The sequence below is a fragment of the Luteimonas yindakuii genome (assembly GCF_004803715.2).
GTDB classification, from domain to species: Bacteria; Pseudomonadota; Gammaproteobacteria; order Xanthomonadales; family Xanthomonadaceae; genus Luteimonas; species Luteimonas yindakuii.
In genome coordinates, this window is the sequence record NZ_CP039383.2 from 1,871,327 (window position 1) to 1,891,510 (window position 20,184).

Below are 20,184 nucleotides of genomic sequence, written 5' to 3' on the forward strand. Positions count from 1 at the left end.
CAGTCCGCGGTGTTGCCATGCAGGCCGAAGAGCCACCCGATACGCAGCGGCATCGCGCGTGCGTACCAGCAATGCAGACCGCCGCAACCTGTACAACTTCAAAGTCGGGCTACCGCTTCTAATCTGCGGTGACCCTGACGCGCCGTAACCGCGGCCTTCCGGATTACTCATGGCTCATCGACCTCTGTCCATTGTCGTTTGCAGTGTGAATCTGCTGGCCAATCGTGCCATGGGAACTTCCGGGGGATTGGATCATCCGGGCCTATGTATTCCGGGTTCCAACGTTTAAGACCACGAGTTGCATCGAGTCATCTGCCAGGAAGTGCACCCACAATCGCCCGGGCTCTTCGTAGGGCGCTACCGCCACCTCGCGCTGCCGCAGCCGATAGCTGCAGTCGCGCCAATTCTGTTCTACCCACTCCACGCGCACGCGCAGTGTCTCCTGCCACTCCGCCGGCAGAACGACGCAACAGACGGTGCCTCCGCCACCTCCAGCACGTCCTGCACCATTCCCGGCACCCACTCGACTAGGCATACGAACCCCAAGACCGCAGTGCTTCGTAATCCGATGGTGTTGAGCTGCGACGTACGGCCTGGGAGAACGCATCGCCTTCCTCGAATACCCGGCCTCCGCTGCGCAGCGCAGCAATGCCCGCCGCGCGCATCACTTCGGGCCCCAGAGGGCCCAGTTGCTGCAGCCACTCGCCTGTCCGGCGGGCCAAAGCCAGGAGGTCAGCTCCGGAATAGCTGCTTGCGAGGGCGGCCTGTCGGCTCAGCCATTCGATGCAGCGGTGTGTATCGCGCTGCGCGCGAAGCAAGTTGGTCCATTGGACCCGGGTCAGGCGTAGTGGAAGCGACGCTGCGGCGTCCACACCGGACGGAGACCGGAAAGCGCACCGCTCGATTGCATGGCTATCCCATTCCTTGACTGGCCCCAGCACTGCCTGCCGCTGATCGGGGCCCAGCACCGACCAGGTGTCCGCCCATGCGCGCCCATCGGCGTATCGCAGGTAATAGCGCTTTCCGTTCGCGTGTATCTGCCCCAGGTTGCGCAGGTGCCGCGCCATCGTGTCGAACGCCACGTCCGTGCCCAGCCAGGTCGCACCGGCCGCGTATCGCGGGTTGCCGCGCATCGTGTCCATCAGCGCGCGTGTCTGCGCGGCATCCGCCAACAGCCACGGCGAGACCCGTGACGCCTCCTCTCCCGACGCCGCATACAAACAGCAGTCGGAAACACCATCGTTGACGACCGCCAGGATGTCGTTCAGCGGCACGATTGCCGCATCGAACAGCGCGAATCCGGCGTGTGCGAACTGGCTGCTCATGCCGGCACGAGTGCGCCGCCCCACCGCGCCGCCGCGAAGAAGCACGGTACGCAGAATTCGCTTTGCGACAGCGGCGGCAGTTCGGAAGTGAAGCTTTTCGGCCCCGTCAGTTCCCGAATGCTTGCCTTGAACTCGACCACCCCCGGCGCACCCAGCTCGATGTTGTCACCCTCGATCTTTAAGTAGGCGCCCTGCGCGGTCAGTAGCACATGTCTTGCTGGAGCTGCGATCTCGACGTCAGCCTGGGTGCTGGCGACGGTGATCTTTGTCTTCGCGGCGACCTTGGCCACGTTGCGGTGCGCGCGGACACTCACCGTGCCCTGGGCGGCATGCAGGGCGATGCCGGTCTCGCGATTGGGTTTGCCGTTCGGCGGATCGCCGCCCTGGGCGAACAGTGCGATGCCGCCGGCGACGGCGGTGACGTGGCTGGCCTGGCTCATCCAGTCCAGGTCGGTGCCAGCAACCATAGCGGTCTGTGTACCGGAGACCCACGCCTGGCCCGCCGGTGTGAGGGCCATGACGCCGTCCGCACCGGCGGCGAGCATGTGCGGGGCGCTCCATCCCGGAGCCTGGCCCTCGCCGCCGCCAATTCGCACATCTCCACCTGTGGAGGCGTCATTGCCGTGCTGGGCCGCCATCAGGTTGCCCTGCAGCGTTTCCTGCCTTCGCTGCACGGCGAGCGGTGCGGGTTCGTCGGGAAGACCGGCCTGCTGGTTGGTCGAGGTTTCGGCCAGCGCGGTCGTGAGTTCCGCGCTGGCAGCCAGCTGGCCGAGCGCCTGGCGCGCCGCAAGCTGCTGCTGGCCGGGTTCGGCGGTGAGCAGCAGGCCGCTGCCGGCGCGGATGGCACCATTGGCCTGCGTGGAGAGCTCGGCGCCAAAACCCCGTTCGATCTCGCGCACGTTGTCCTCGCCGCCCTTCAGGTGGCCAAGCGTCAACGTGGTCGCATGCTGCGTGGTTGCAGCTTGGGCGCGACCTTGCCCTGGCGTGTCGTCGAAGCGCAGCAGCTGGTATCCACCCGTGCCCTGCTGGCTGCTCGCCAGGGCCTGCGATTTGAAACCGGTGTAGACCGCGGCGTGATCGTTGCCATCGAACCAGGCCGCAGCATTGCCGGTGGCACCCGCGCCTCCACCACTCACGCTGTTGCGCGGCGCGTCGGGCTGGCCACGGCCGTTGTAGACGCTGCCGACGACCACGGGCCGATCGATATCCCCTTCGAGAAAGGCCACCAGCACTTCCTGCCCTTTTCGCGGCACAACCACACCACCCCAGTTGTCACCGGCCCACGGCGTGGCGACGCGCACCCATGTCCACGCACTGTCGTCGCCGGGCGCATTGTCTTCGCCACCGGGGTGTGCAAGGACAGCGCTGGCGTCGCCACCGCGCTGCCAGGGGAACTGCACCTTGATCCGGTGGTCGCGATCCGTCGTCAACGGCGCATCGTCACTGACGACGATCGCACTCTGGGTGCCGTGGACGGTCGGCCTGGGGTGGATGCGGCCTCCGTGATCCAGCGTGCACGGGCGATAGGTGATATCCGCGGGCAACATGATGAAGGTGTTGCGGTAGAAGTCGTCGGGAGCGGCATTGAAACCGGCCGAGGCTCCACCTCCTGGGCCATGCCCATCCGTACGCCTTCCCTCTTCCCGCACGCAAGGGTCGGACCTCTGCGGCGGGGCTGCCAGGTCTGCGGACGGCGCTCGCAGCGCCCGGAGCGGACCACCCAGATGTTCCGGGAGGTCGAGACCCGGCAGCGCCACCGGGCCCAGCGATTGCTCGAGCGCATCGAGCACGTCTGCACCGAGGTTGTTGCGCGCGGCATGGTCCACACCCAGACACAGCTGCAGGCCATCTCCGGCTTGCGGGTGCTGCGTCACCGAAAAGCGCATACCCGGTGCCATCCGGCGCCAGGTGCCCTTGCCCGAACCGGTGCGCGCTGCTGCCCGCGCGCCTTCAATCTGCCGACGCGCCAAGCGCTCGCCATGCGAGGCGTCGCACCACGCATAGGGTCCCGCGGTGTCCAGGTCCTCGGCGAACGCATCGCCGAAGGCCGCGTCGTCTTCGGCGGTGGCCGGACGCATGCCCAGGCTGCGGTAATCCCAGCTTGCACGCGCGATGCGGGCGGCATGCAGCCGTCGGGCCGGCGACCATGCCTGCACGCTGTCACCCCGCTCGGTCGCATCCGCACGGTGGTAACGCACCGAGCCGAGTCCGGTGCAGGCCTCGTTGTGGTCCGCGATCACCAGCGTGTGCCGGCCGAGCGTGTCACTGCCGGGCGCACCGGCATGCTCGAACCAGTAGAACAGCCCTTCATCGGCGAGCAATCGCTCGATGAAAGCGAAATCGCTTTCCTGGTACTGCGTCGTCAGGCTGCGCACCGGGTAGACGGCTGGATCCTGCAGATCCCAGCGCCACGCGGGTGCCAGGGCACCGGCGTCCACGTAGTCGGCAAAGACGTCTTCCACGATCTGGACAAGGGTCATCCCCTGGAACACGTAGCTGTCCACCCGTTGGCGGAGGAAGGCGAGCCACGGCTCCACACCGAGCCGGTAACGTGCCAGTCCGCCGTTGCTTCCGAGCTGTTCGAACGCGGTCACGTGGCCATGGAATGGCCGCAGCACCGAACGGGATTCCGCGGTCAGGAGTTCCAGCAGGACAGGCCTGCCGAGCAGCGCATCCAGGTCCAGGTGCGCGTCAACGGACAGTGCGGTGATCTCGAAGCGGAAGCCGCCATCGCCCACGCGTTCGCTGCCATGGAAGGCCTCCACGACCAGCACGTCGGGGCCCAGTGGGGTATGCAAGCGCAGCAGCCGGTCGTGCTGCCCAGGGGCGGCGAGTAACGCAGTGAGCGTGGCAGCGGCATCCATGTCGGTCTCCACCGGCACGGCATCCTGGCCGCGCCGTCCTTGCTTCGGAAAGATCAGGTGCTGATGCGCTCGAGCTTGAGCGACGGGGTCTCGGTGCAGTGCAGACGCCAGGTGCGGCTGGCTACGGACACCTCGATCTCGCGCACGTTGTTGACCAGGCGCGCACCACCCTGGGCGACCGGCTGGTCACGGATGCGCCACGGCATCCGCGTGATGAGGGCGGCCAGGTTGCGCCCGTCAGCACGCGCTTCCGGGGCCGCGCGGTCAAGCAGGTCGATGACGTGTTCGGGGCGCACGCGATTCCAGCTGCAGATCGCCGAGGTCTCGCGCCCGGCGCGACCGAGCGCGAGGCTGTCGCAATGCGCCACAGCGGCGGCGCGGTCGAATCCGTAGAAATCCATTTCCATCTCCTTGTGGTCGATCTTCCGTGTGTCAGGCCACTTTGTACCTGAAATCGCCGTTGCGCCCGGCGGTGACCCTGATGCGGTTGATCTTACCGCCTTCGGCCATGCTTGCCAGTACCGTGTCGGCGATTTCCGGCAGCAGGGTGCCATTGAGGATGTGGTCGACGTTGCGGGCGCCCGAGTCCACCTCGGTGCAACGCTGCAGCACGGCCTCCACCAGCCCGTCGTCCCAATGGAAGCTGGACCTGTGGTTGGCCAGCACGCGATCGCGGATGCGCTGCAGCTTGAGGGCAATGATCGAGGCGAGCACCTCGTCGCTGATCGGGTAGTACGGCACCACCTTCAGCCGGCCAAGAAACGCGGGCTTGAAGTGCTTCATCAGCACCGGCCGCAGCGATTGCGTCAGCGCGTCGGCGGCCGGTACCTCTTCGGCCGGCTTGTTGAGGCAGGCCTGCATGATCTGCGGCGACCCGACGTTCGACGTCAGGATGATCAGCGTGTTGCGGAAGTCGATCTCGCGGCCTTCCGCATCGTCCATGGCGCCCTTGTCGAACACCTGGAAGAACATCTCCAGCACATCCGGGTGCGCCTTCTCCACCTCGTCGAGCAGCAGCACGCTGTAAGGATTGCGGCGCACCGCTTCGGTGAGCACGCCACCCTCGCCATACCCGACGTAGCCCGGCGGCGAACCCTTGAGCCCGGAGACGCTGTGGGCCTCCTGGTACTCGCTCATGTTGATGGTGACCAGCTTCCTCTCGCCGCCGTAGAGGATGTCGGCGAGTGCGAGCGCGGTCTCGGTCTTGCCCACGCCCGACGGGCCAACGAACAGGAAGACGCCGCGCGGCTTGTTCGGATCCTCGAGGCGCGCGGTCGCGGTGCGCACGCGTTGTGCGACCGCATCGAGCGCATGGTCCTGGCCGATGACACGCTCCGCCAGCAGCGGCTTCAGGTTGCGAACGGTACGGATCTCGTCCTTGACCATGCGCCCGAGCGGAATGCCCGTCCACGCGGAGACGATCTCGGCGACGACCATGCCGTCGACCTGCAACGGCACCATCGGCGAGTCCCCCTGCAGTTCGCGCAGTTGCGCCAGCAGGCTCTCGAGTTCGCTGGGCCGTTCCGCAACGGCAGCCCTGGATTTGCCGCGCGCGGTCTTGTGCCGCGTCGCGACTGCAATTCCGGCCTCTGCCACATCGGGCTGGCCGGCGTCCGCGAACTCCGCCGCGGCCTGACGTGACTCAAGCCCGGTACGCAGCGTCTGGATCCGTCCGGCCAGTTCCTGCTCCTGTCGCAACCTCGCTTCGAGCATTTCGAGCTGCGCCTTCATCTGCGCCTGCGCGAGCTCGAGCGCGGCGATGCGCTCGGCATGACCCGCCGCCCCACCGGCGGTTTCGCGCGAAAGCGCGGCGAGCTCCGCCGCCATGCGCTCGAGGTGACGCCGGGTGTCCTCGATGGCCGCGGGCGTCGCGCTCTGCCCCAGCGCCACCTTCGCGCATGCGGTATCGAGCACGCCGACCGCCTTGTCCGGCAACTGCCGTCCACTGATGTAGCGGTGCGACAGCCGCACTGCCTCGGTGACCGCCTCGTCGAGCACGCGGATGCCGAAGTGCCGCTCCATCAGCGGCACGATGCCGCGCAGCATCGCCGCCGCGATCGGCTCGCTCGGCTCTTCCACCTTGACCACCTGGAAGCGCCGCGCCAGCGCCGCATCCTTCTCGAAATACTTCTTGTATTCGCTCCAGGTCGTGGCTGCGATGGTGCGCAGCTCGCCGCGTGCCAGCGCCGGCTTGAGCAGGTTGGCCGCATCGTTCTGGCCGGCTGCACCACCGGCACCGATCATGGTGTGCGCTTCGTCGATGAACAGGATGATCGGATGCGGACTCTTCCTGACCTCGTCGATCACGTTCTTCAGGCGATTCTCGAACTCGCCCTTGACGCTGGCGCCGGCCTGCAGCAGGCCCATGTCGAGCACATGCAGCTCGACGCCATGCAGCACGGCGGGGACGTCCGCATTGGCGATGCGCAGCGCCAGGCCTTCGACCACCGCGGTCTTGCCCACCCCGGCCTCGCCAGTAAGGATCGGGTTGTTCTGGCGACGCCGCAGCAGGATGTCCACCAGCTGGCGGATCTCGCCATCACGGCCGATGACCGGATCGATATGGCCATCGCGTGCGCGCTGGGTGAGGTTGGTGGTGAACTGGTCCAGCGCCGGCGTTCTCGACAGGCCACCGTCCGCCGCCGGGGTATCGGCTGCGGCCGTGCCCCCATCCGTCGCACCCGCGAAGCGCACCCCTTCGCCGGCTTCCCGCGAGCCCTCCGCCAGTGCAGCGAAGTTGTGCTTGAGATCGTCACGCTTGAAACGCGCGAACTCCTTCGAGCCGCGCATCGCGAGCTGCGACAGGCCCGGCTCGGTCAGCAGCGCCAGCAGCAGGTGCCCGCTGCGGATGCGGGTGGTGCCGGAATCGAGCGATGCGATCAGCCACGCGTGCTCGAACAGCGTTGGCAGGTGCTGCGAGAACACCGGCGTGCGGGTATTGCCGCTGCGGAACCGGCCGATTTCCGCCTCAAGGTCGCGCTGCAGGATATCGGGCGAGATGCCGCTGCGGCGGGCGATCAGCACGAAGTCGCATTGCGGATGCTCCAGCAATGCGAGGAACAGGTGTTCGAGATCCACCTCGTAATGGCCCCGCGCCATGCACAGGTTGGCGGCGCGCTCGGCGGCCTGCCGACAGGTGGTGTCAAGCTTTCCGATCAGGGTCTTCAGGCTGATGCTCATTGGTGTGCGGTCCTTGCGCGACGCGTTCCGTGTCGTGGGTGAGTTGGCTAATGGACGGTATGAAGTTCGTAGTGGGTGTCATCGCGGGGCGCGGACGCCGGCCGCGTGCACAGGTAGCTGTCCCAGCCCAGCCGCACGCCGTCACCGCCGAGGCCTGTGCCGCGTACATCCTCGGCACGCAGCAGCAGGCGCACCTCGTACTCGAGCGAAGAGCCGAGCAGCAGCGTGAGCCACTTCGCCAGCGCCGTTGCAGCGGCGCGACCGGGCAGGAAGGTGTCAAAGCGGCGGCGGTCGAGTGGCCCCAGGCGCACGCGCATGCGCAGGTCGCGCTGCCAGACGCGGTCACCGGCGAGCGCGGTGGACCCGAGACGGGCGTTGCCCGCCCCAAGCAGGGTGCGCTGCGCAGCCGGCACCCGGTACCACGCACCGACGAATTGCTCGGCGCGCACGGGGATTCCGAAGTAATCGCCCAGGATCCTCTGCACGGTGATCGCCGACACCGGCCGCTGGCGGATCGCGCCGGCGTGGTATGCCACCGCCTGGTCGAAGACATCGCCTTCGCCGTCCACCATCCGCTCGCGCAGCCCTGGCAGGCCCAGTCCGGCCAGCGACAGCACCAACGGCAGGAAGCGCTCGCGGCGGTCCAGCTCGTACTGCAGTGCGAGCCGGTATTTCTTCCACGCGCCGTAATGCAGCGCGACCATGCGGGTGGTGAAGATGTCCAGGAACGCGCGGGCCGCGCGGTCGCGCCGATAGAGCTCGCGATCGGCGAGGGTTTCGGTGTAGTGCAACGGCAGCGCACCGGTGCTGCCGAGCAGGCCCATGAACGCCGGCGTGAGATGCACTTGGCCAACGCTCAATCCGGCCAGCGCCTGTTCAAGGGCTTCGCTGTCCTGCAGCTCGGCGCCATCGGCGTCGAACAGCGCCAGGTCTCCGAATTCGCTGGGCGGAAACCCCAGCGACAGCGAGTTGCGGAAGCGCACCCGCAGCGGCAGCGCATCACCGGCCCTGACGCCCTGGCGGTGGAACAGCTGCTCCAGCAGCCGCATCGCCTGGAAGAATCCGAAACGGTGCGGGTGCTCCGCCAGCTGCTGGATCAGACCAGGGTCGATTCGCCGCCGCGCGCGTCGCATCGCACCAGCTCCTCCCCGTTGCGGGCCGACAGCAACACCAGGCGGGTGAAGCTGTTGGCGTGGACATACAGACCGAAGAAGCGGTCGAGAACCTGGGCGAAGCCGGCGATGCCGCTGCCGACGAAGTCGCTCTCCTCGATGGTCAGGCGGATCTCGATGCCGCGCACCACGGAGGCGAAGTGCCGCCCCGGCATCCACTCCGTCGCGGCCGCATGCTCGATGGCGACGATGCCGTCGATCTGCCGCCGTGACACGTCGCTCGACGCGAGGTCATACAGGCGCAGCATTTCCTTGAGCGCCGGCAGGCCTGCCTGGGTCAGCGACAGGTGGTTCAGCGCCAGGTGCGAGATCAGCCGCCATTGCGCACCACGCCCGCGGCGGAACCGCAGCGGCGACGAGGGCTTGCGCAGCAGCGCGATGCCGCGGACCGGCGCGCCGCCTTCCATGCTGAGATCGCCGCCGGTGACGCCGAACGTCAGCTGCGTCGGCAGATCCCGGTTGCTGCATGTCAGCTCCACGCTGACCACGTCGGTCCGGGGCACGACCGGGTTGAAGTCCAGATCGACGAAGGACAACTCGGTCTCGTAACCCGGGCTCACGCGCTCGACGTCCTCGTTGCGCTGCGACACCCAGTAGTGCCCGCTGCGCTCCGGATCCTCGCCATGCTGCAGCGAGTAGAACGGACGGAACGCCTGCACCTGTTCGCCCTGGGGTGTCTGCCGGATGCGGACCACCGACTCGATCGCATGGACGTCATAGGCGAACGCACGCCGCGCATCGGCAAGGACCGGATAACTGTCGGTGCGCTGGGTGGCCCGGATCGGCTCGCCGCGCTGCCGGAACAGGTTGACCACCGGCGTGCAACCGGCGAGTAGATGTTCGGGTGCGAGGCCTTCCAGTGCCCGCGCGCCGGCATGTTCCGGGCCCGCACCACGCAGCACCAGATGCAGGGTGAAGCGCTGCCGGGCACCGGCCGACACGTCACGCAGCGGAAGATCGAAGAACCCGAACTTGTCGGGGAACGCGAAGAACTCGGTCAACAGGCGATACGCCGGATGTGAACGCGCCGGAAAATCGATCAGCGCCTCGGTCTCATCGAAGCCCGCCGGCTGCAACGGGTTCCGCTCCAGCCGCCGCCAACGCCCCGCCCCATCCGCTTCCACGTATGCGGCCATGACCTGCAGCGCCAATGCATCCCGGAGCGCGGCACGCAGCGAAGGCTCGCCATCGGCGAACAGGCGCAACACGGCGCCCTCGAGCTCGGCGAACGAGGCTTGCGCCGATGCGAGCTGGAAGGTCAGTGAGATCTGGGCGCCGCTGCCCTGCGGCAGGGCGACGGCAAGCGGCGCATCCGCCACGCCGCGATAGCGTGCGGACACCAGCGCCAGCGGCAACAGGTCGACATCGAAGGTGGTGCGAAACCTGCACGGCACGCCGCGCACCGGACGGGACTGCAGCATGCTGCCGCGGGGGATCCGCACCGGCGCGCTCATCCGGGCGGCACCGGGGCCTGCGTCGAAGTGGGCGATCGAACACGACGGAAAGCTGCGCAGGTAATGCGGGTACATCACCTCCAGCAGCGCATCGGTGAATTCCGGATAGTCGTCGTCGATCTTCTTGGAGACGCGCGCGCTCAATAAGGCGAACGATTCGATCAGACGCTCGACATGCGGGTCCTCGCTGCCCTCCGCCGACAGCAGCAGCCGGTTGGCGATCTTGGGATAGCGCTCGGCGAACTCGCGCCCGTAGCGGCGCAGGTAGCCGAGTTCGCGCTCGTAGAAGGGCAGCAGGTCCTGCACGGATCTTCCTCAGGCCGCCTGACGACGCAGGCGACTGACGGAGTACTGCAACGTCGTGGGTTGCAGCATGGCGTCGAAGCTCACCGGCTCGCGCGCAGGCTGCACGTCCAGCAGTGCGTGGATCGAGAAGTGCAGACCGGTGCCGGCGCGATTGCCGCTGTCGAGCTGCACCTGGACATGATGCAGGCGACGCTCATGGCGGGCGATCGCCTGCTCGAGCGAACGACAGATCGCCGCCCGGTCATAGGCATTGGCGAGGCTCTTCGCCGCGAAGTCGCACAGCCCGTAGGTCATCAGCGAGCGCTGGCACTCCGGAAACGCCGCCAGCGCCTCATCATCGAACGCGCAGCGGCTGTTGAGCAGCCCCTCCAGGTCGCGCGCCACCGATTCCTTGTACTGCTCGAGCGATACCGGGCGCACCACGCTCGCGATCGCGCTGCTACGCGGTGAATCATCGAAGAGCTTTTCCAGCAGGCTCGGCTCGAGTCCTTTCATGTCATGGCGTCCTGGCGCAGCAGTCGCTGCGCGTGTCCTGGCCGTCGGCAGGCGACGGAGCTGGCGGGCGCATCCGTGGCCCGCATGTCAAATGCGGTGGCACCTTCCGGCACCACCGCGAACCACCGCGGGTTACGCGGTGTAGTTGGGCACGTTCTTGATGGCGCTCCACTGCGCAACCGTCTTGCCGCCAACCCCGCCTTCCGGCTTCTGCTGGTTGTAGGTCCAACGGATGGCGCCGTAGCTCAACTGCACCACTTCCTGCGGCATGCCTTCGTCATCGACCGTGGTGGTCACGCGATGGACGAGAACATTGAGCAGTTCGACGGCGTAGTAGTTGATGGCATTGCCATCCTTGTCGGCACGCATGAACTCGATGCGGGCCTTGGGGAAGGTGGTGCCGTTGGCGCACGCCTGGTTGAGCGCGGTCGTGGAGAGATCGATCGATTTGACGACTTCGACCGGCGACAGGTTGACGCGCGCGGCGGTGGATCCACCGGACGTCGATGCCGTGGCCGAACGCGGCTGGAGCAGGTCCTGCGAGAAGGACTTGATCTCGATCCAGTCGCGGTGCTTGTCGTCGCGGGACTCGCCCTTGATCGTGTCGATGCTGAGGAACGCGTGTTGCATACCTGATTTCCTTGTTCCGTTCTTCCGTGAGTAGGACGCCGGGCGCGGCCCGACGCGTATCTGGCCGCCGCCCATGGGCAGACTGCGGCCTCACTGCGAAATCGGGATCTCCGCCCCTTGACGCATCAAAAACCGCTACGACTTCTTGGCGCTGGCAGGCAGCTCGGCCACCAGCCGCAGCGACACCGACAGCTCGTCGAGCTGGAAATGCGGCCTGATGAAGGCCACCGCGCGGTAGACACCGGGCTTGCCCGGCACTTCCGAAACCTGGATGGATGCCTCGCGCAATGGATACTGCGCCTTGGCCTCCTGGCTGGCGTTGTCGTCCAGCAGTACGTACTGGGCGATCCAGCGGTTGAGGAACTCCTCCACGTTGCCGACCGAAGCAAAGCTGCCGATCTTCTCCCGCATCATCGCCTTGAGGTAATGGGCGATGCGCGAGACCGCAAAGATGTACTGCAGCTGCGCGGACAGGATCGCGTTGGCGTTGGCCGCGTCGGTGTTGTACTTCTTCGCCTTCTGCACCGACTGGGCACCGAAGAACGCCGCGTAGTCGGTGTTCTTGCAGTGCACCAGCGGGATGAAGCCGAGATCGCTGAGCTCCTTCTCGCGTCGATCGGTGATGGCGATCTCGGTCGGGCACTTCAGCGCCACTTCGCCGTCATCGGTGCGGAAGGTGTGTGTTGGCAGGTCCTCGACCAGGCCACCGCCCTCCACGCCGCGGATCGCCGCGCACCAGCCGTAATCCTCGAACGCGCGGGTCAGGCGCGCGCCCATCGCGTAGGCGGTGTTGCACCACAGGTACTTGCTGTGGTCGCTGGCCTCGACTTCCTCGACGAAATTGAATCCCTCGACGGTGGTGCCGTCCTTCGGGTTGTACGGCAGCCGACCGAGGAAGCGCGGCAGGGTCAGGCCCACATAGCGGCTGTCCTCGGCATCGCGGAAGGACTTCCACTTGGCGTATTCGACGGTATCGAAGATCTTCGCCAGATCACGGGGCTTGCCGAGGTCAGTGAAGCTCTCGAGCCCGAACATGTCCTCCGACGCGGCGCTGATGAACGGCGCATGCGCTGCGGCCGCCACGTGCGACATCTGCTCGATGAAGTACATGTCCTCCGGCTGCCGCCCGATCGCGTAGTCGCCGATCAGGGCGCCGAACGGGGCGCCACCGAAGGTACCGAATTCCTCTTCGTAGACCTTCTTGAACAGCGCGCTCTGGTCGAAGTCGATCGCCGACTTGAAGTCACGCACGATGTCCTTCTTCGGCGCGTTGAGCACCTTGACCTTGATCATCGGGCCGGTGGAAGTCTGCTGGCAGAGGTAGTGCAGCCCGCGCCAGGTGCTCTCGAGCTGCTGGAACTCCGGTGCGTGCATCACAGCCGAGAGCTGTTCGGAGATCATGCGGTCGAGTTCGGCGACGCGTGCGTCCAGGGTCAGGCTGAGGTTCTCCGAGACCACCACGGTCCCTTCCATGACCTCGCGCGCGAGCTCCGAAATGATGTCCTTCGCCCGCCGGTGCTCCACGTCGGTCTTGGCGACCTTGCTCTGCTCGACGATCTGGTCGAGCAGCCCGTCGACCTCGATGGTAGGCGCCGCGGCCGACGCGGCAAGTGCCTCTGCGTTCATGCGTCCTGCTCCTGCGGGTTTTCGGCGCCCAGGCGGGCCAGCTGCTCGGTGTTGTTGAGCACATCGGTCAGGATGTCCTCGAGTTTCTCGTTGCCCGCCAGCTTGTTGCGCAGGTCGGCCAGCTTGGATCGCGATTCCAGCAGTCGACGCAGGGGCTCGACCTGCTGCACCACGGATTCGGGCCGGAAATCATCGATCGACTTGAAGTTCAACTCCACGCCGAATTCGCCGCCCTGGTCGCCGATTCTGTTCTGCACGCGATACGTGGCACGTGGCGCGACGCCTTCCATCACCTCGTCGAAATTGTCGAGGTCGACGTTGACGAACTTGCGGTCTTTCAGCCGCGGCAGTGGCTGCTCGGGATTGCCGCTGAAATCGCCCAGTACGCCGACGACGAACGGAAGCTCCTTCTGCTCGATGGCGTCGCCCTTCTCGACGTCATAGGTGAGCTGGACGCGCGGGGGCCGGATCTTCTGCAGCCGCTTCTGGACGCTATCCTTCTTGGACATGATTCGTCTCCTGACGATGTGAGGCGGTGGCTGCGGTCAGTTCCCGCCGATGTTCTTGAACGGGTCGGCGCCGCTGCGTGCCGGTGCAGGCGCTGCCGGTGCACGCTCCTCCTGCGCCGGCGCGCTTGTGGCGGGCTGGCTCCGCTGCGGGGTCCGTGCGTTGCGTCGGGATGCGCGCGCAGGCTCCGGCTCGGCCAGGATGGCCGGGCCCATGGTTTCGCGCAGGGTATTGGCGAGGGTCTCGGCTTCGCGGCGCGCCGTCTCCGACGCCAGTGCCCCGCGGCCCTGCAGGCGCTGCAACGCGTGGTTGGCGATGCGGAAGCCGCTCACGGTGAGGATGCCGTCGGCGACGATGTCGTCCGGATCGCGCTGCATCGCCTCCTCGGCGGCCACGATCGCTCGCGCGTAATGGGTGCGATCGAACTCGAGCTGCGCGGTGCGCACCCAGGGCTCTTTCTGCGTGGGATCCGCGGTCGCGGCGTCGCGGAATGCGATCAACGCGTTGTCGACCTGACCCCCCCGCACCGAACTCTCGGCCTGGCCCATCAGGGCCGCGTAGTCGGGGGTGTTCCTGTTCCCGGAGGTCGAGGCACAGGCGCCAAGCAGCGCCGCCAACACAACCACGGACAGGCCGCGCACGGCCTGCTTACCGTTCCATCTCGTCATCATGACCGTCCCAAATCAATCCTGATTCTTTCCTTGTGTACGCACATCCCGTGCGCCACGTGGTGTGGCCCGGCACGCCGGCTCCACTCCTTCTCCCCACCCGGGGAGCCGGTATAGTAGCCCGCAGACGGCGCGTCAATGCAAGCATCAATTTCGCCCCGCCGATCGGCGGGCAGGATGCCGGTGCGACCAGATCCCCACCATGGACGATGAGCTTTCGTATGGATACGAGCCTGCCTGCGCGGCTTCCACCCCGCTTCCTTCCGGCCCTAACTCTGCGTGCAGCGGCGGGTGCACTGTGCATCGCGCTTGCGGTGGGCGGTTGCGCCAGCAGCGGAGGCCTCGTCGACCGCACCCTGCAGACGGTCGGCCTCCGTGACACCGCGGCGCAAGGCCCGAAGCTGGTCGCGGTCGAGCTGATGGCCGGCGGCAACCTCAACGCCGGCAACGGCCCGCGGGGACTCGCACTGGTAGTGAAGACCTACCAGTTGCGCGACACCCGTCGTTTCGAACAGGCCCCCTTCGAGGCCTTTCTCGACGAAGCCCGCGAACGCGCCGCGCTGGGCGAGGATCTCGTCGCTGTAAACGAAGTCGTGCTCGCACCCGGGCAACGCGAGGTGTTGCAGGAGCGGCTGGTCGACGATGCCACGGTGCTGGGCGTGGTGGGCCTGTTCCAGGCACCTGCCGCCGGTCGCTGGCGGCTTGCGTTCGATCCGGAGGACCCGGGTGCGCGCCGCGACGGGATCCGCATCGGCCTGCATGCGTGCGCGATGACCACCTCCAGCACCGCGCTCACCACCCGGCTGCCCGGTGACGCCTCCAGCCTGGCGTCGGTGCGCTGCCAGCCATCCGGGCGCTGACCGGGATTGCCGACCCCCGACGGGCTGGTTACTCTGCAGCAGGCGCCGAGCGCGCCACCATGCATGCGTCCGGCATGCCGCACCGAAGGAACGGCGCGAAGACGCATGGAGTTTCACCCCGCCAAAGGATTGCAGCGTGTCGCATGTCAGCCGGATGTCGAAGGTGTTCTGGGGCGAGGGCCTGTTTCTCCGGCCGCAGCATTTCCAGCGTCAGGATGCGTACCACGAAGCCCGCATCCAGGATCTCGCACGCAGCCTGCACCCGTACCCGTGGGGCGTTCGCAGGCTGAGGTTCGATCCGCAGAGCCTGGCCAACGGCAGCGTACGTGCACTCGAGCTCTCCGCCGTGTTTGCCGACGGCGAAACCTATGACGCGCCCGCACACGACCAGTTGCCCGATGCGCTGTCGCTGTCCGGGCTGCCGGCGGGCGTGCAATCCACGACGATCCACCTCGGACTGCCGCTGTTGCGCGACCACGGCGGCAACTGCGGCAACGGCCAGGACGACACCCAGGCGCGTTCGCCGCGTTATCGGCAGGCGGACCGCGCCACGCCCGACCTCTATACCGACGCCGCCGAAGCCGAACTCGCCTATCTGCACAAGGTCGTGCGCCTGCTCACCGACGACCAGCCACGCGACGCCTACACCACCCTTCCGGTCGCGCGCGTGCGGCGTACGCCCACCGGTGGCTTCGAGTTCGACGACAGCTTCATGCCGCCGGCGTTGCACATGCAGGCCTCCGCGCCGCTCAACCTGCAACTGCGGCAGTTGCTGGATGCCCTGCAGGCGAAGGTGGACGCCCTCTACGGCCTGCATCGCGAACCATCGCAGAACATCATCGAGTTCCGCTCCGGCGACATCGCCTCGTTCTGGCTGCTGCACACCGCGTCGTCGGCGTATGCCGCGCTGTCGCACCTGTTCCGCAATGGCGACTTCCACCCCGAGCGACTGCACCAGGAGCTCCTTCGCCTCGCCGGCGCACTGCTGACCTTCACCAAGGCGTACGGTCTCGCCGACCTGCCGCACTACGACCACGCACGACCGGAAGACGGGTTCGGGCAGCTGTTCGCGATCATCCGTGAATTGCTCGACACGGTGATCTCCGCGCGCTATTTCCAGATCGCGCTGTCGGAGATCAAGCCGTCGTTCCACCTCGGCCGGATCGATTCGCAGCGCATCGACGACCATTCCACGTTCTACCTCGGCGTGGGCGCGGACATGCCGGGCCAGGAACTTGTGCAGACCGTGCCGGTGCGGTTCAAGGTCGGCGCTCCCGACGACGTCGAGAAATGCGTGCTCTCCGCGCTCCCGGGCGTGAAGCTCGTGCACGCCGCACAGGTGCCGGCCGCGATCCCGGTGCGGCCGGGTAACCACTACTTCACCGTCGAGGCACGCGGCCCGCTGTACGAGCGGATGCTCAAGGCGCAGTCGATGATGATCTACGTGCCCGCGGGCATCCAGGAGCTCAAGCTCGAACTGATTGCGGTGGCGCCATGAACACGCTTCCTCCGGTCCCCGGCGCGATGCCCTCGCTGACGCCGCAGCACGCGGCAACGACGTCGACCACCGCGTCGGCGACTCCGCGCAGCCTGCTCGACCTGATGTCGGACGGCTTCTACCTGCTGGTACTGATCAAGCGCGGGCAGTTGCCGCAGGACACCGAAGCGTTCGTGCAGTCCATCCAGCGCTTCCTTGCCCAGGTCGAACGCGGCGCGGCACGGCTCGGGATCGCTTCCGAGGACGTGTATGCGGCGAAGTACGCATTCTGCGCCGCGGTCGACGAGGCGGTGCTGTCGCAGCCTTCGACACTGCGCGACAGCTGGGAACTCAACCCGCTGCAGTTGCGCCTGTTCGGCGAGCACCTGGCCGGAGAGCACTTCTTCGACCGGCTGGACGAACTGCGTGCCCAGGGCGCAGTGCGGCTGCCCTCGCTTGAGGTCTACCACTACTGCCTGCTGCTCGGCTTCGAGGGCAAGTACCGGCTGGAGGGGCCCGAGAAGCTGGGCTACCTCACCGCCCGGCTCGGCGACGAAATCGTCTACCTCAAGGGCAAGCGCACCGGCTTCGCGCCGCACTGGCCGCCGCCCGACAACGTGCGCCACGCACTGCGCCGCGTGGTGCCGCTATGGGCTCCCGCCGTGGTGGTCGCGTGCTTCGGATTGATCGGCTGGTTCGGGTTGCGGGCATGGAACGGCCAGCAGACCGAGCAACGCCTTGCCGCGTACAACCAGGTCGTGCAGATGCCCGAGCGCACGGCCCACATCACCATCACCCTGCCGTGAGCCCCATATGGACATGCCCGCTCTGGCCCGGGAAGCGCTTGCCGCGCTCTCGGTACCGTCGCAACACGCCCGCCTTATCCAGCTGACCGCACCTGTCGACGGCCTGGTCGTCGAACGCTTCCATGGATCGGAAGCCGTGTGTGCTCCGTTCCGCTTCGAGGTGGACGTGCTCTCGACCTCGGCGTTCGTCGAACCCGGGGCACTGCTTGGCGAGACGATTTCGCTGCACCTGCGCCGTGCCGATGGCGGGATGCGCGACTGGCATGGACTGTGCGCGGAAGTCGCACCGCTGGGCGGCGATGGCGGCATGGCGCGATACCGCTTGACCCTTGTGCCATGGACCGAATGGTTGCGCCATCGCCGCAACGCACGCATCTTCCAGGACATGGACGTGCGCGCCGTCATCGAAGCGCTGCTTGGCGAAGTGTCGTGCGCGGCATGGCGCTTCGATGTCACCCGCAGGCTCCCGGTGCATGCGATCACAACACAGTACCGTGAGAGCGACTGGGACTTCCTCGTCCGCCTGCTCGCGGATTCCGGGCTTGCCTGGCGCTATGAACATGCGCAACGCGGGACCGACGCCGGCACCGACAGGAATGCCGGGCATACCCTGGTGATCTTCGATTCCGATGCGGAACTGCCGCGACCGCTGCGCTTGCGGTTCCACCGCGCCGATGCCAGCGAAGCGGAGGATTCGATCACCGCACTGGGCGAGCAACGCGAACTCGTCCCCAACCGGAGCGTGGTGGGAAGCTGGCACAGCGAGCGCGTGGAGGCCGTCAGTGGCGAGGCCACCGGTGCCCACAACGAAGCGACCCCCGCACTCGAGATCTTCGTGCAGCCGCGCGCCGGGCGCTTCGCCGACGCGGCGCATGCCAGCGACGAGGCGACGTTCCGGCTTGACGCCGCGCGTCTGCGTGGATGGAGGCTCGATGGGGCCGGCACCGCCCGGACACTCGCGGCCGGACATCCCATCACGATTGGCCAGCACCCTCGTCACGAGGGTGCCACGCTGACGCCGCTGGCGGTCGAGCATGTCGGCGCCAACAATCTCGGCTCGGGCATCACCGCCCTGCTCGCGCGACCCGATCTCGAGCAAGGAAGCTACCGCAACCGCTTCATCGCCACGCCCGTGGAGGTCCCTGTCGCGCCGCTGCCGGGCGACCGGCCGCGTGTCCACGGGCCGCAGACCGCACGCGTCGTCGGCCTGCCCGAGGCGGCGGTCACCCCGAACCGCGACCACCAGGTGCGCATCCAGTTCGCATGGCAACGCGGCGAGCGCCCGAACCCCGGCGGCCTGTCTGCAGAGTCGCACGCGCCCGGTGACCACACTTCGGGCACCTGGGTCCCCGTAGCCGAATGGCTGGCTGGTCCGAACTGGGGCAGCCACTTCCTGCCGCGAATCGGCGCCGAAGTGCTGGTCGAGTTCCTGCACGGCGACATCGACCAGCCGCGCATCACGGGCCAGCTCTACAACGGCGAAGCGGGACTGCCGTTCGCCGCCGGCATCGATGGCTCGACCAACCACCGGGGCACGCTGAGCGGCTTGCACACGCAGGGTCATGACGGCGATGGCACACAGCAGTGGGTGATCGACGACACCCCCGGGCAACTGCGTACCCGCCTGCACACCACGCTGGCCGACAGCCGGCTGGAACTCGGCTATCTGATCGCGCACGGCGATCAGCACCGCGGCGCGCTGCGGGGGCAAGGTGTGGAGCTGGCCACTGCAGGCTGGGGCAACGTGCACGCGGCGCAGGGGCTGCTGCTGTCCACCACAGCCCGCCCGGATGGCGCGTCAACCCAGATGGACATGGCCGAGTCAGTGACGCAACTGAAGGGCGCCGAGCGCACCGCCGAGGCCCTGCACGACACCATGTGCCAGCAGGAGGTGCCGGGGCTTGAGGCCAACGGACGGCTCGTCGCGATGCGCGAGGCCGTGGATCCCGAGGTCGACTGCGCCTATCGCGCCGACGTGGCCGGGCAATCCGCGATGAAACCCGCCGCGGGCGGCCGCGAACCCGGAGACGCGCCGGTGGAACGATTCGCCGATGCCAGAGTCATCGCGGAATCACCGGAATCGATTGCTTTCGTGACCCCGAAGAGCGCCATCGCGTACGCCGGTGGCGCAATGCACCTCACCGTGCAGGACGACGCCCACGTCGCCGCAGGCCACACCGTCTCCTGGGTCAGCGGCCAGCACACCGCGCTTTACGCGCATGCAGGCCCAATCCGGGCGATTGCCGCCAATGGACCGGTGAGCCTGCAGGCACACACCGGGGAACTCGAAGTACTGGCCGACCAGTCAGTCACCCTAACTGCGACCGACGATCGCATCGACGTCCTCGCGCAGCAGAAGATCGTGCTGCAGGCGGGGCATTCACGCGTGGTGCTGGAGGGCGGCGACATCACGTTCGAATGCCCCGGCGAGTTCACGGTGAAGGCGAGCCAGCATCCTTTTCGGGGTGGGGAAAGCGTCGCTCCGGGGATCGAATCCCTCCCTCAGGGGACCGTCAGCACAACGAGTCCAAGGAAGTTCTCTTTCTCGCGCTAAGGATCTGCGAATGCTCATCAGCCCGCCGTTTCTTCCACCTCGCGGCGCGACGCAAGACGATGCCGCCTATCTAAATGCCGCCATGCCCCTCGCGGACCACGGTCGCTTCCCCGTCAGCAACAAACTGTCCTGGCACGGCGGCTTGCACCTGCTGGCACCGCGGCGCGGCAATGGCCGGGAACCGGTGCGCGCCATCGCCGATGGCACCGTCGTCTACGCCCGTCAACCCACGGCACGTCCCCCAACCCGGAACAGGCCAA

Annotated in this window: 16 protein-coding genes; 4 read left to right on the top strand and 12 right to left on the bottom strand. The window is 67.2% G+C overall.

Features of this window, described 5'->3' with window-relative positions:
* Positions 1-262 precede the first annotated feature (262 nt).
* The 12 genes from E5843_RS14585 to E5843_RS08600 all read right to left on the bottom strand — a co-directional run bounded on the left by E5843_RS14585 (position 263) and on the right by E5843_RS08600 (position 14,107).
* On the bottom strand, positions 263-607 hold the full coding sequence (locus E5843_RS14585; RefSeq protein WP_136412405.1) for a DUF3304 domain-containing protein: 345 nt from the start codon (positions 605-607) through the stop codon (positions 263-265).
* The gene (locus tag E5843_RS08550; RefSeq protein WP_136412406.1) at positions 528-1,325 is read right to left on the bottom strand and encodes a DUF4123 domain-containing protein; all 798 of its coding nucleotides are present in this window, start codon (positions 1,323-1,325) and stop codon (positions 528-530) included. The genes E5843_RS14585 and E5843_RS08550 overlap by 80 nt, the downstream gene beginning before the upstream one ends.
* Positions 1,322-4,189 carry a type VI secretion system Vgr family protein gene (locus E5843_RS08555; RefSeq protein WP_141065911.1) on the bottom strand — a complete coding sequence of 956 codons (2,868 nt, stop codon included), beginning with the start codon at positions 4,187-4,189 and terminating at the stop codon, positions 1,322-1,324. Before E5843_RS08555 ends, E5843_RS08550 begins: the two co-directional genes overlap by 4 nt.
* Positions 4,190-4,242: 53 nt before the next feature.
* On the bottom strand, positions 4,243-4,590 hold the full coding sequence (locus E5843_RS08560) for a hypothetical protein (RefSeq protein ID WP_136412407.1): 348 nt from the start codon (positions 4,588-4,590) through the stop codon (positions 4,243-4,245).
* A gap of 31 nt (positions 4,591-4,621) precedes the next feature.
* Positions 4,622-7,369 carry a type VI secretion system ATPase TssH gene (gene tssH / locus E5843_RS08565; RefSeq protein WP_141065912.1) on the bottom strand — a complete coding sequence of 916 codons (2,748 nt, stop codon included), beginning with the start codon at positions 7,367-7,369 and terminating at the stop codon, positions 4,622-4,624.
* A 47-nt stretch (positions 7,370-7,416) separates the two neighbouring features.
* Positions 7,417-8,502 (bottom strand): type VI secretion system baseplate subunit TssG, encoded by a 1,086-nt coding sequence (gene tssG / locus E5843_RS08570; protein WP_136412408.1) that lies wholly within the window; start codon positions 8,500-8,502, stop codon positions 7,417-7,419.
* A complete protein-coding gene (gene tssF, locus E5843_RS08575; protein ID WP_141065913.1) occupies positions 8,466-10,301 on the bottom strand; it encodes a type VI secretion system baseplate subunit TssF in 1,836 nt (611 codons plus the stop codon). Before tssF ends, tssG begins: the two co-directional genes overlap by 37 nt.
* A gap of 9 nt (positions 10,302-10,310) precedes the next feature.
* Positions 10,311-10,796, bottom strand: coding sequence for a type VI secretion system baseplate subunit TssE (gene tssE, locus E5843_RS08580; protein WP_136412410.1), 486 nt, complete (start codon positions 10,794-10,796; stop codon positions 10,311-10,313).
* 132 nt (positions 10,797-10,928) lie between these two features.
* On the bottom strand, positions 10,929-11,501 hold the full coding sequence (locus E5843_RS08585; protein ID WP_141065914.1) for an Hcp family type VI secretion system effector: 573 nt from the start codon (positions 11,499-11,501) through the stop codon (positions 10,929-10,931).
* Positions 11,502-11,561: 60 nt separating this feature from the next.
* Positions 11,562-13,052 (bottom strand): type VI secretion system contractile sheath large subunit, encoded by a 1,491-nt coding sequence (gene tssC, locus E5843_RS08590; RefSeq protein ID WP_136412411.1) that lies wholly within the window; start codon positions 13,050-13,052, stop codon positions 11,562-11,564.
* Entirely contained in the window at positions 13,049-13,561 is a 513-nt protein-coding gene (tssB, locus tag E5843_RS08595) for a type VI secretion system contractile sheath small subunit (protein WP_136412412.1), read from the bottom strand. The genes tssC and tssB overlap by 4 nt, the downstream gene beginning before the upstream one ends.
* Positions 13,562-13,597: 36 nt before the next feature.
* On the bottom strand, positions 13,598-14,107 hold the full coding sequence (locus tag E5843_RS08600; protein WP_136412413.1) for a tetratricopeptide repeat protein: 510 nt from the start codon (positions 14,105-14,107) through the stop codon (positions 13,598-13,600).
* 341 nt (positions 14,108-14,448) lie between these two features.
* Between E5843_RS08600 and tssJ the strand changes: the two genes are divergently transcribed.
* The 4 genes from tssJ (at position 14,449) to E5843_RS08620 (ending at position 19,924) form a co-directional block, all read left to right on the top strand.
* Positions 14,449-15,087 carry a type VI secretion system lipoprotein TssJ gene (gene tssJ, locus E5843_RS08605; RefSeq protein ID WP_136412414.1) on the top strand — a complete coding sequence of 213 codons (639 nt, stop codon included), beginning with the start codon at positions 14,449-14,451 and terminating at the stop codon, positions 15,085-15,087.
* Between the two features lie 154 nt (positions 15,088-15,241).
* On the top strand, positions 15,242-16,585 hold the full coding sequence (tssK, locus tag E5843_RS08610) for a type VI secretion system baseplate subunit TssK (protein WP_141066155.1): 1,344 nt from the start codon (positions 15,242-15,244) through the stop codon (positions 16,583-16,585).
* Positions 16,582-17,370 carry a type IVB secretion system protein IcmH/DotU gene (icmH, locus tag E5843_RS08615; RefSeq protein ID WP_136412415.1) on the top strand — a complete coding sequence of 263 codons (789 nt, stop codon included), beginning with the start codon at positions 16,582-16,584 and terminating at the stop codon, positions 17,368-17,370. The genes tssK and icmH overlap by 4 nt, the downstream gene beginning before the upstream one ends.
* 7 nt (positions 17,371-17,377) lie before the next feature.
* On the top strand, positions 17,378-19,924 hold the full coding sequence (locus E5843_RS08620) for a type VI secretion system Vgr family protein (RefSeq protein WP_141065915.1): 2,547 nt from the start codon (positions 17,378-17,380) through the stop codon (positions 19,922-19,924).
* The last annotated feature ends 260 nt before the right edge of the window (positions 19,925-20,184 follow it).

What these genes read in the sequence shown, in the direction of transcription:
- tssG (WP_136412408.1), bottom strand. Translation starts at nt 8,502, where the DNA reads ATGCGACGCGCGCGGCGGCGAATCGACCCTGGTCTGATCCAGCAGCTG.
- tssE (WP_136412410.1), bottom strand. Translation starts at nt 10,796, where the DNA reads ATGAAAGGACTCGAGCCGAGCCTGCTGGAAAAGCTCTTCGATGATTCA.
- E5843_RS08555 (WP_141065911.1), bottom strand. Translation starts at nt 4,189, where the DNA reads ATGGATGCCGCTGCCACGCTCACTGCGTTACTCGCCGCCCCTGGGCAG.
- E5843_RS08550 (WP_136412406.1), bottom strand. Translation starts at nt 1,325, where the DNA reads ATGAGCAGCCAGTTCGCACACGCCGGATTCGCGCTGTTCGATGCGGCA.
- tssJ (WP_136412414.1), top strand. Translation starts at nt 14,449, where the DNA reads ATGGATACGAGCCTGCCTGCGCGGCTTCCACCCCGCTTCCTTCCGGCC.
- E5843_RS08560 (WP_136412407.1), bottom strand. Translation starts at nt 4,590, where the DNA reads ATGGATTTCTACGGATTCGACCGCGCCGCCGCTGTGGCGCATTGCGAC.
- tssH (WP_141065912.1), bottom strand. Translation starts at nt 7,369, where the DNA reads ATGAGCATCAGCCTGAAGACCCTGATCGGAAAGCTTGACACCACCTGT.
- E5843_RS14585 (WP_136412405.1), bottom strand. Translation starts at nt 607, where the DNA reads ATGCGTTCTCCCAGGCCGTACGTCGCAGCTCAACACCATCGGATTACG.
- icmH (WP_136412415.1), top strand. Translation starts at nt 16,582, where the DNA reads ATGAACACGCTTCCTCCGGTCCCCGGCGCGATGCCCTCGCTGACGCCG.
- E5843_RS08585 (WP_141065914.1), bottom strand. Translation starts at nt 11,501, where the DNA reads ATGGGCGGCGGCCAGATACGCGTCGGGCCGCGCCCGGCGTCCTACTCA.
- tssK (WP_141066155.1), top strand. Translation starts at nt 15,242, where the DNA reads ATGTCGAAGGTGTTCTGGGGCGAGGGCCTGTTTCTCCGGCCGCAGCAT.
- E5843_RS08600 (WP_136412413.1), bottom strand. Translation starts at nt 14,107, where the DNA reads ATGGGCCAGGCCGAGAGTTCGGTGCGGGGGGGTCAGGTCGACAACGCG.
- E5843_RS08620 (WP_141065915.1), top strand. Translation starts at nt 17,378, where the DNA reads ATGGACATGCCCGCTCTGGCCCGGGAAGCGCTTGCCGCGCTCTCGGTA.
- tssC (WP_136412411.1), bottom strand. Translation starts at nt 13,052, where the DNA reads ATGAACGCAGAGGCACTTGCCGCGTCGGCCGCGGCGCCTACCATCGAG.
- tssB (WP_136412412.1), bottom strand. Translation starts at nt 13,561, where the DNA reads ATGTCCAAGAAGGATAGCGTCCAGAAGCGGCTGCAGAAGATCCGGCCC.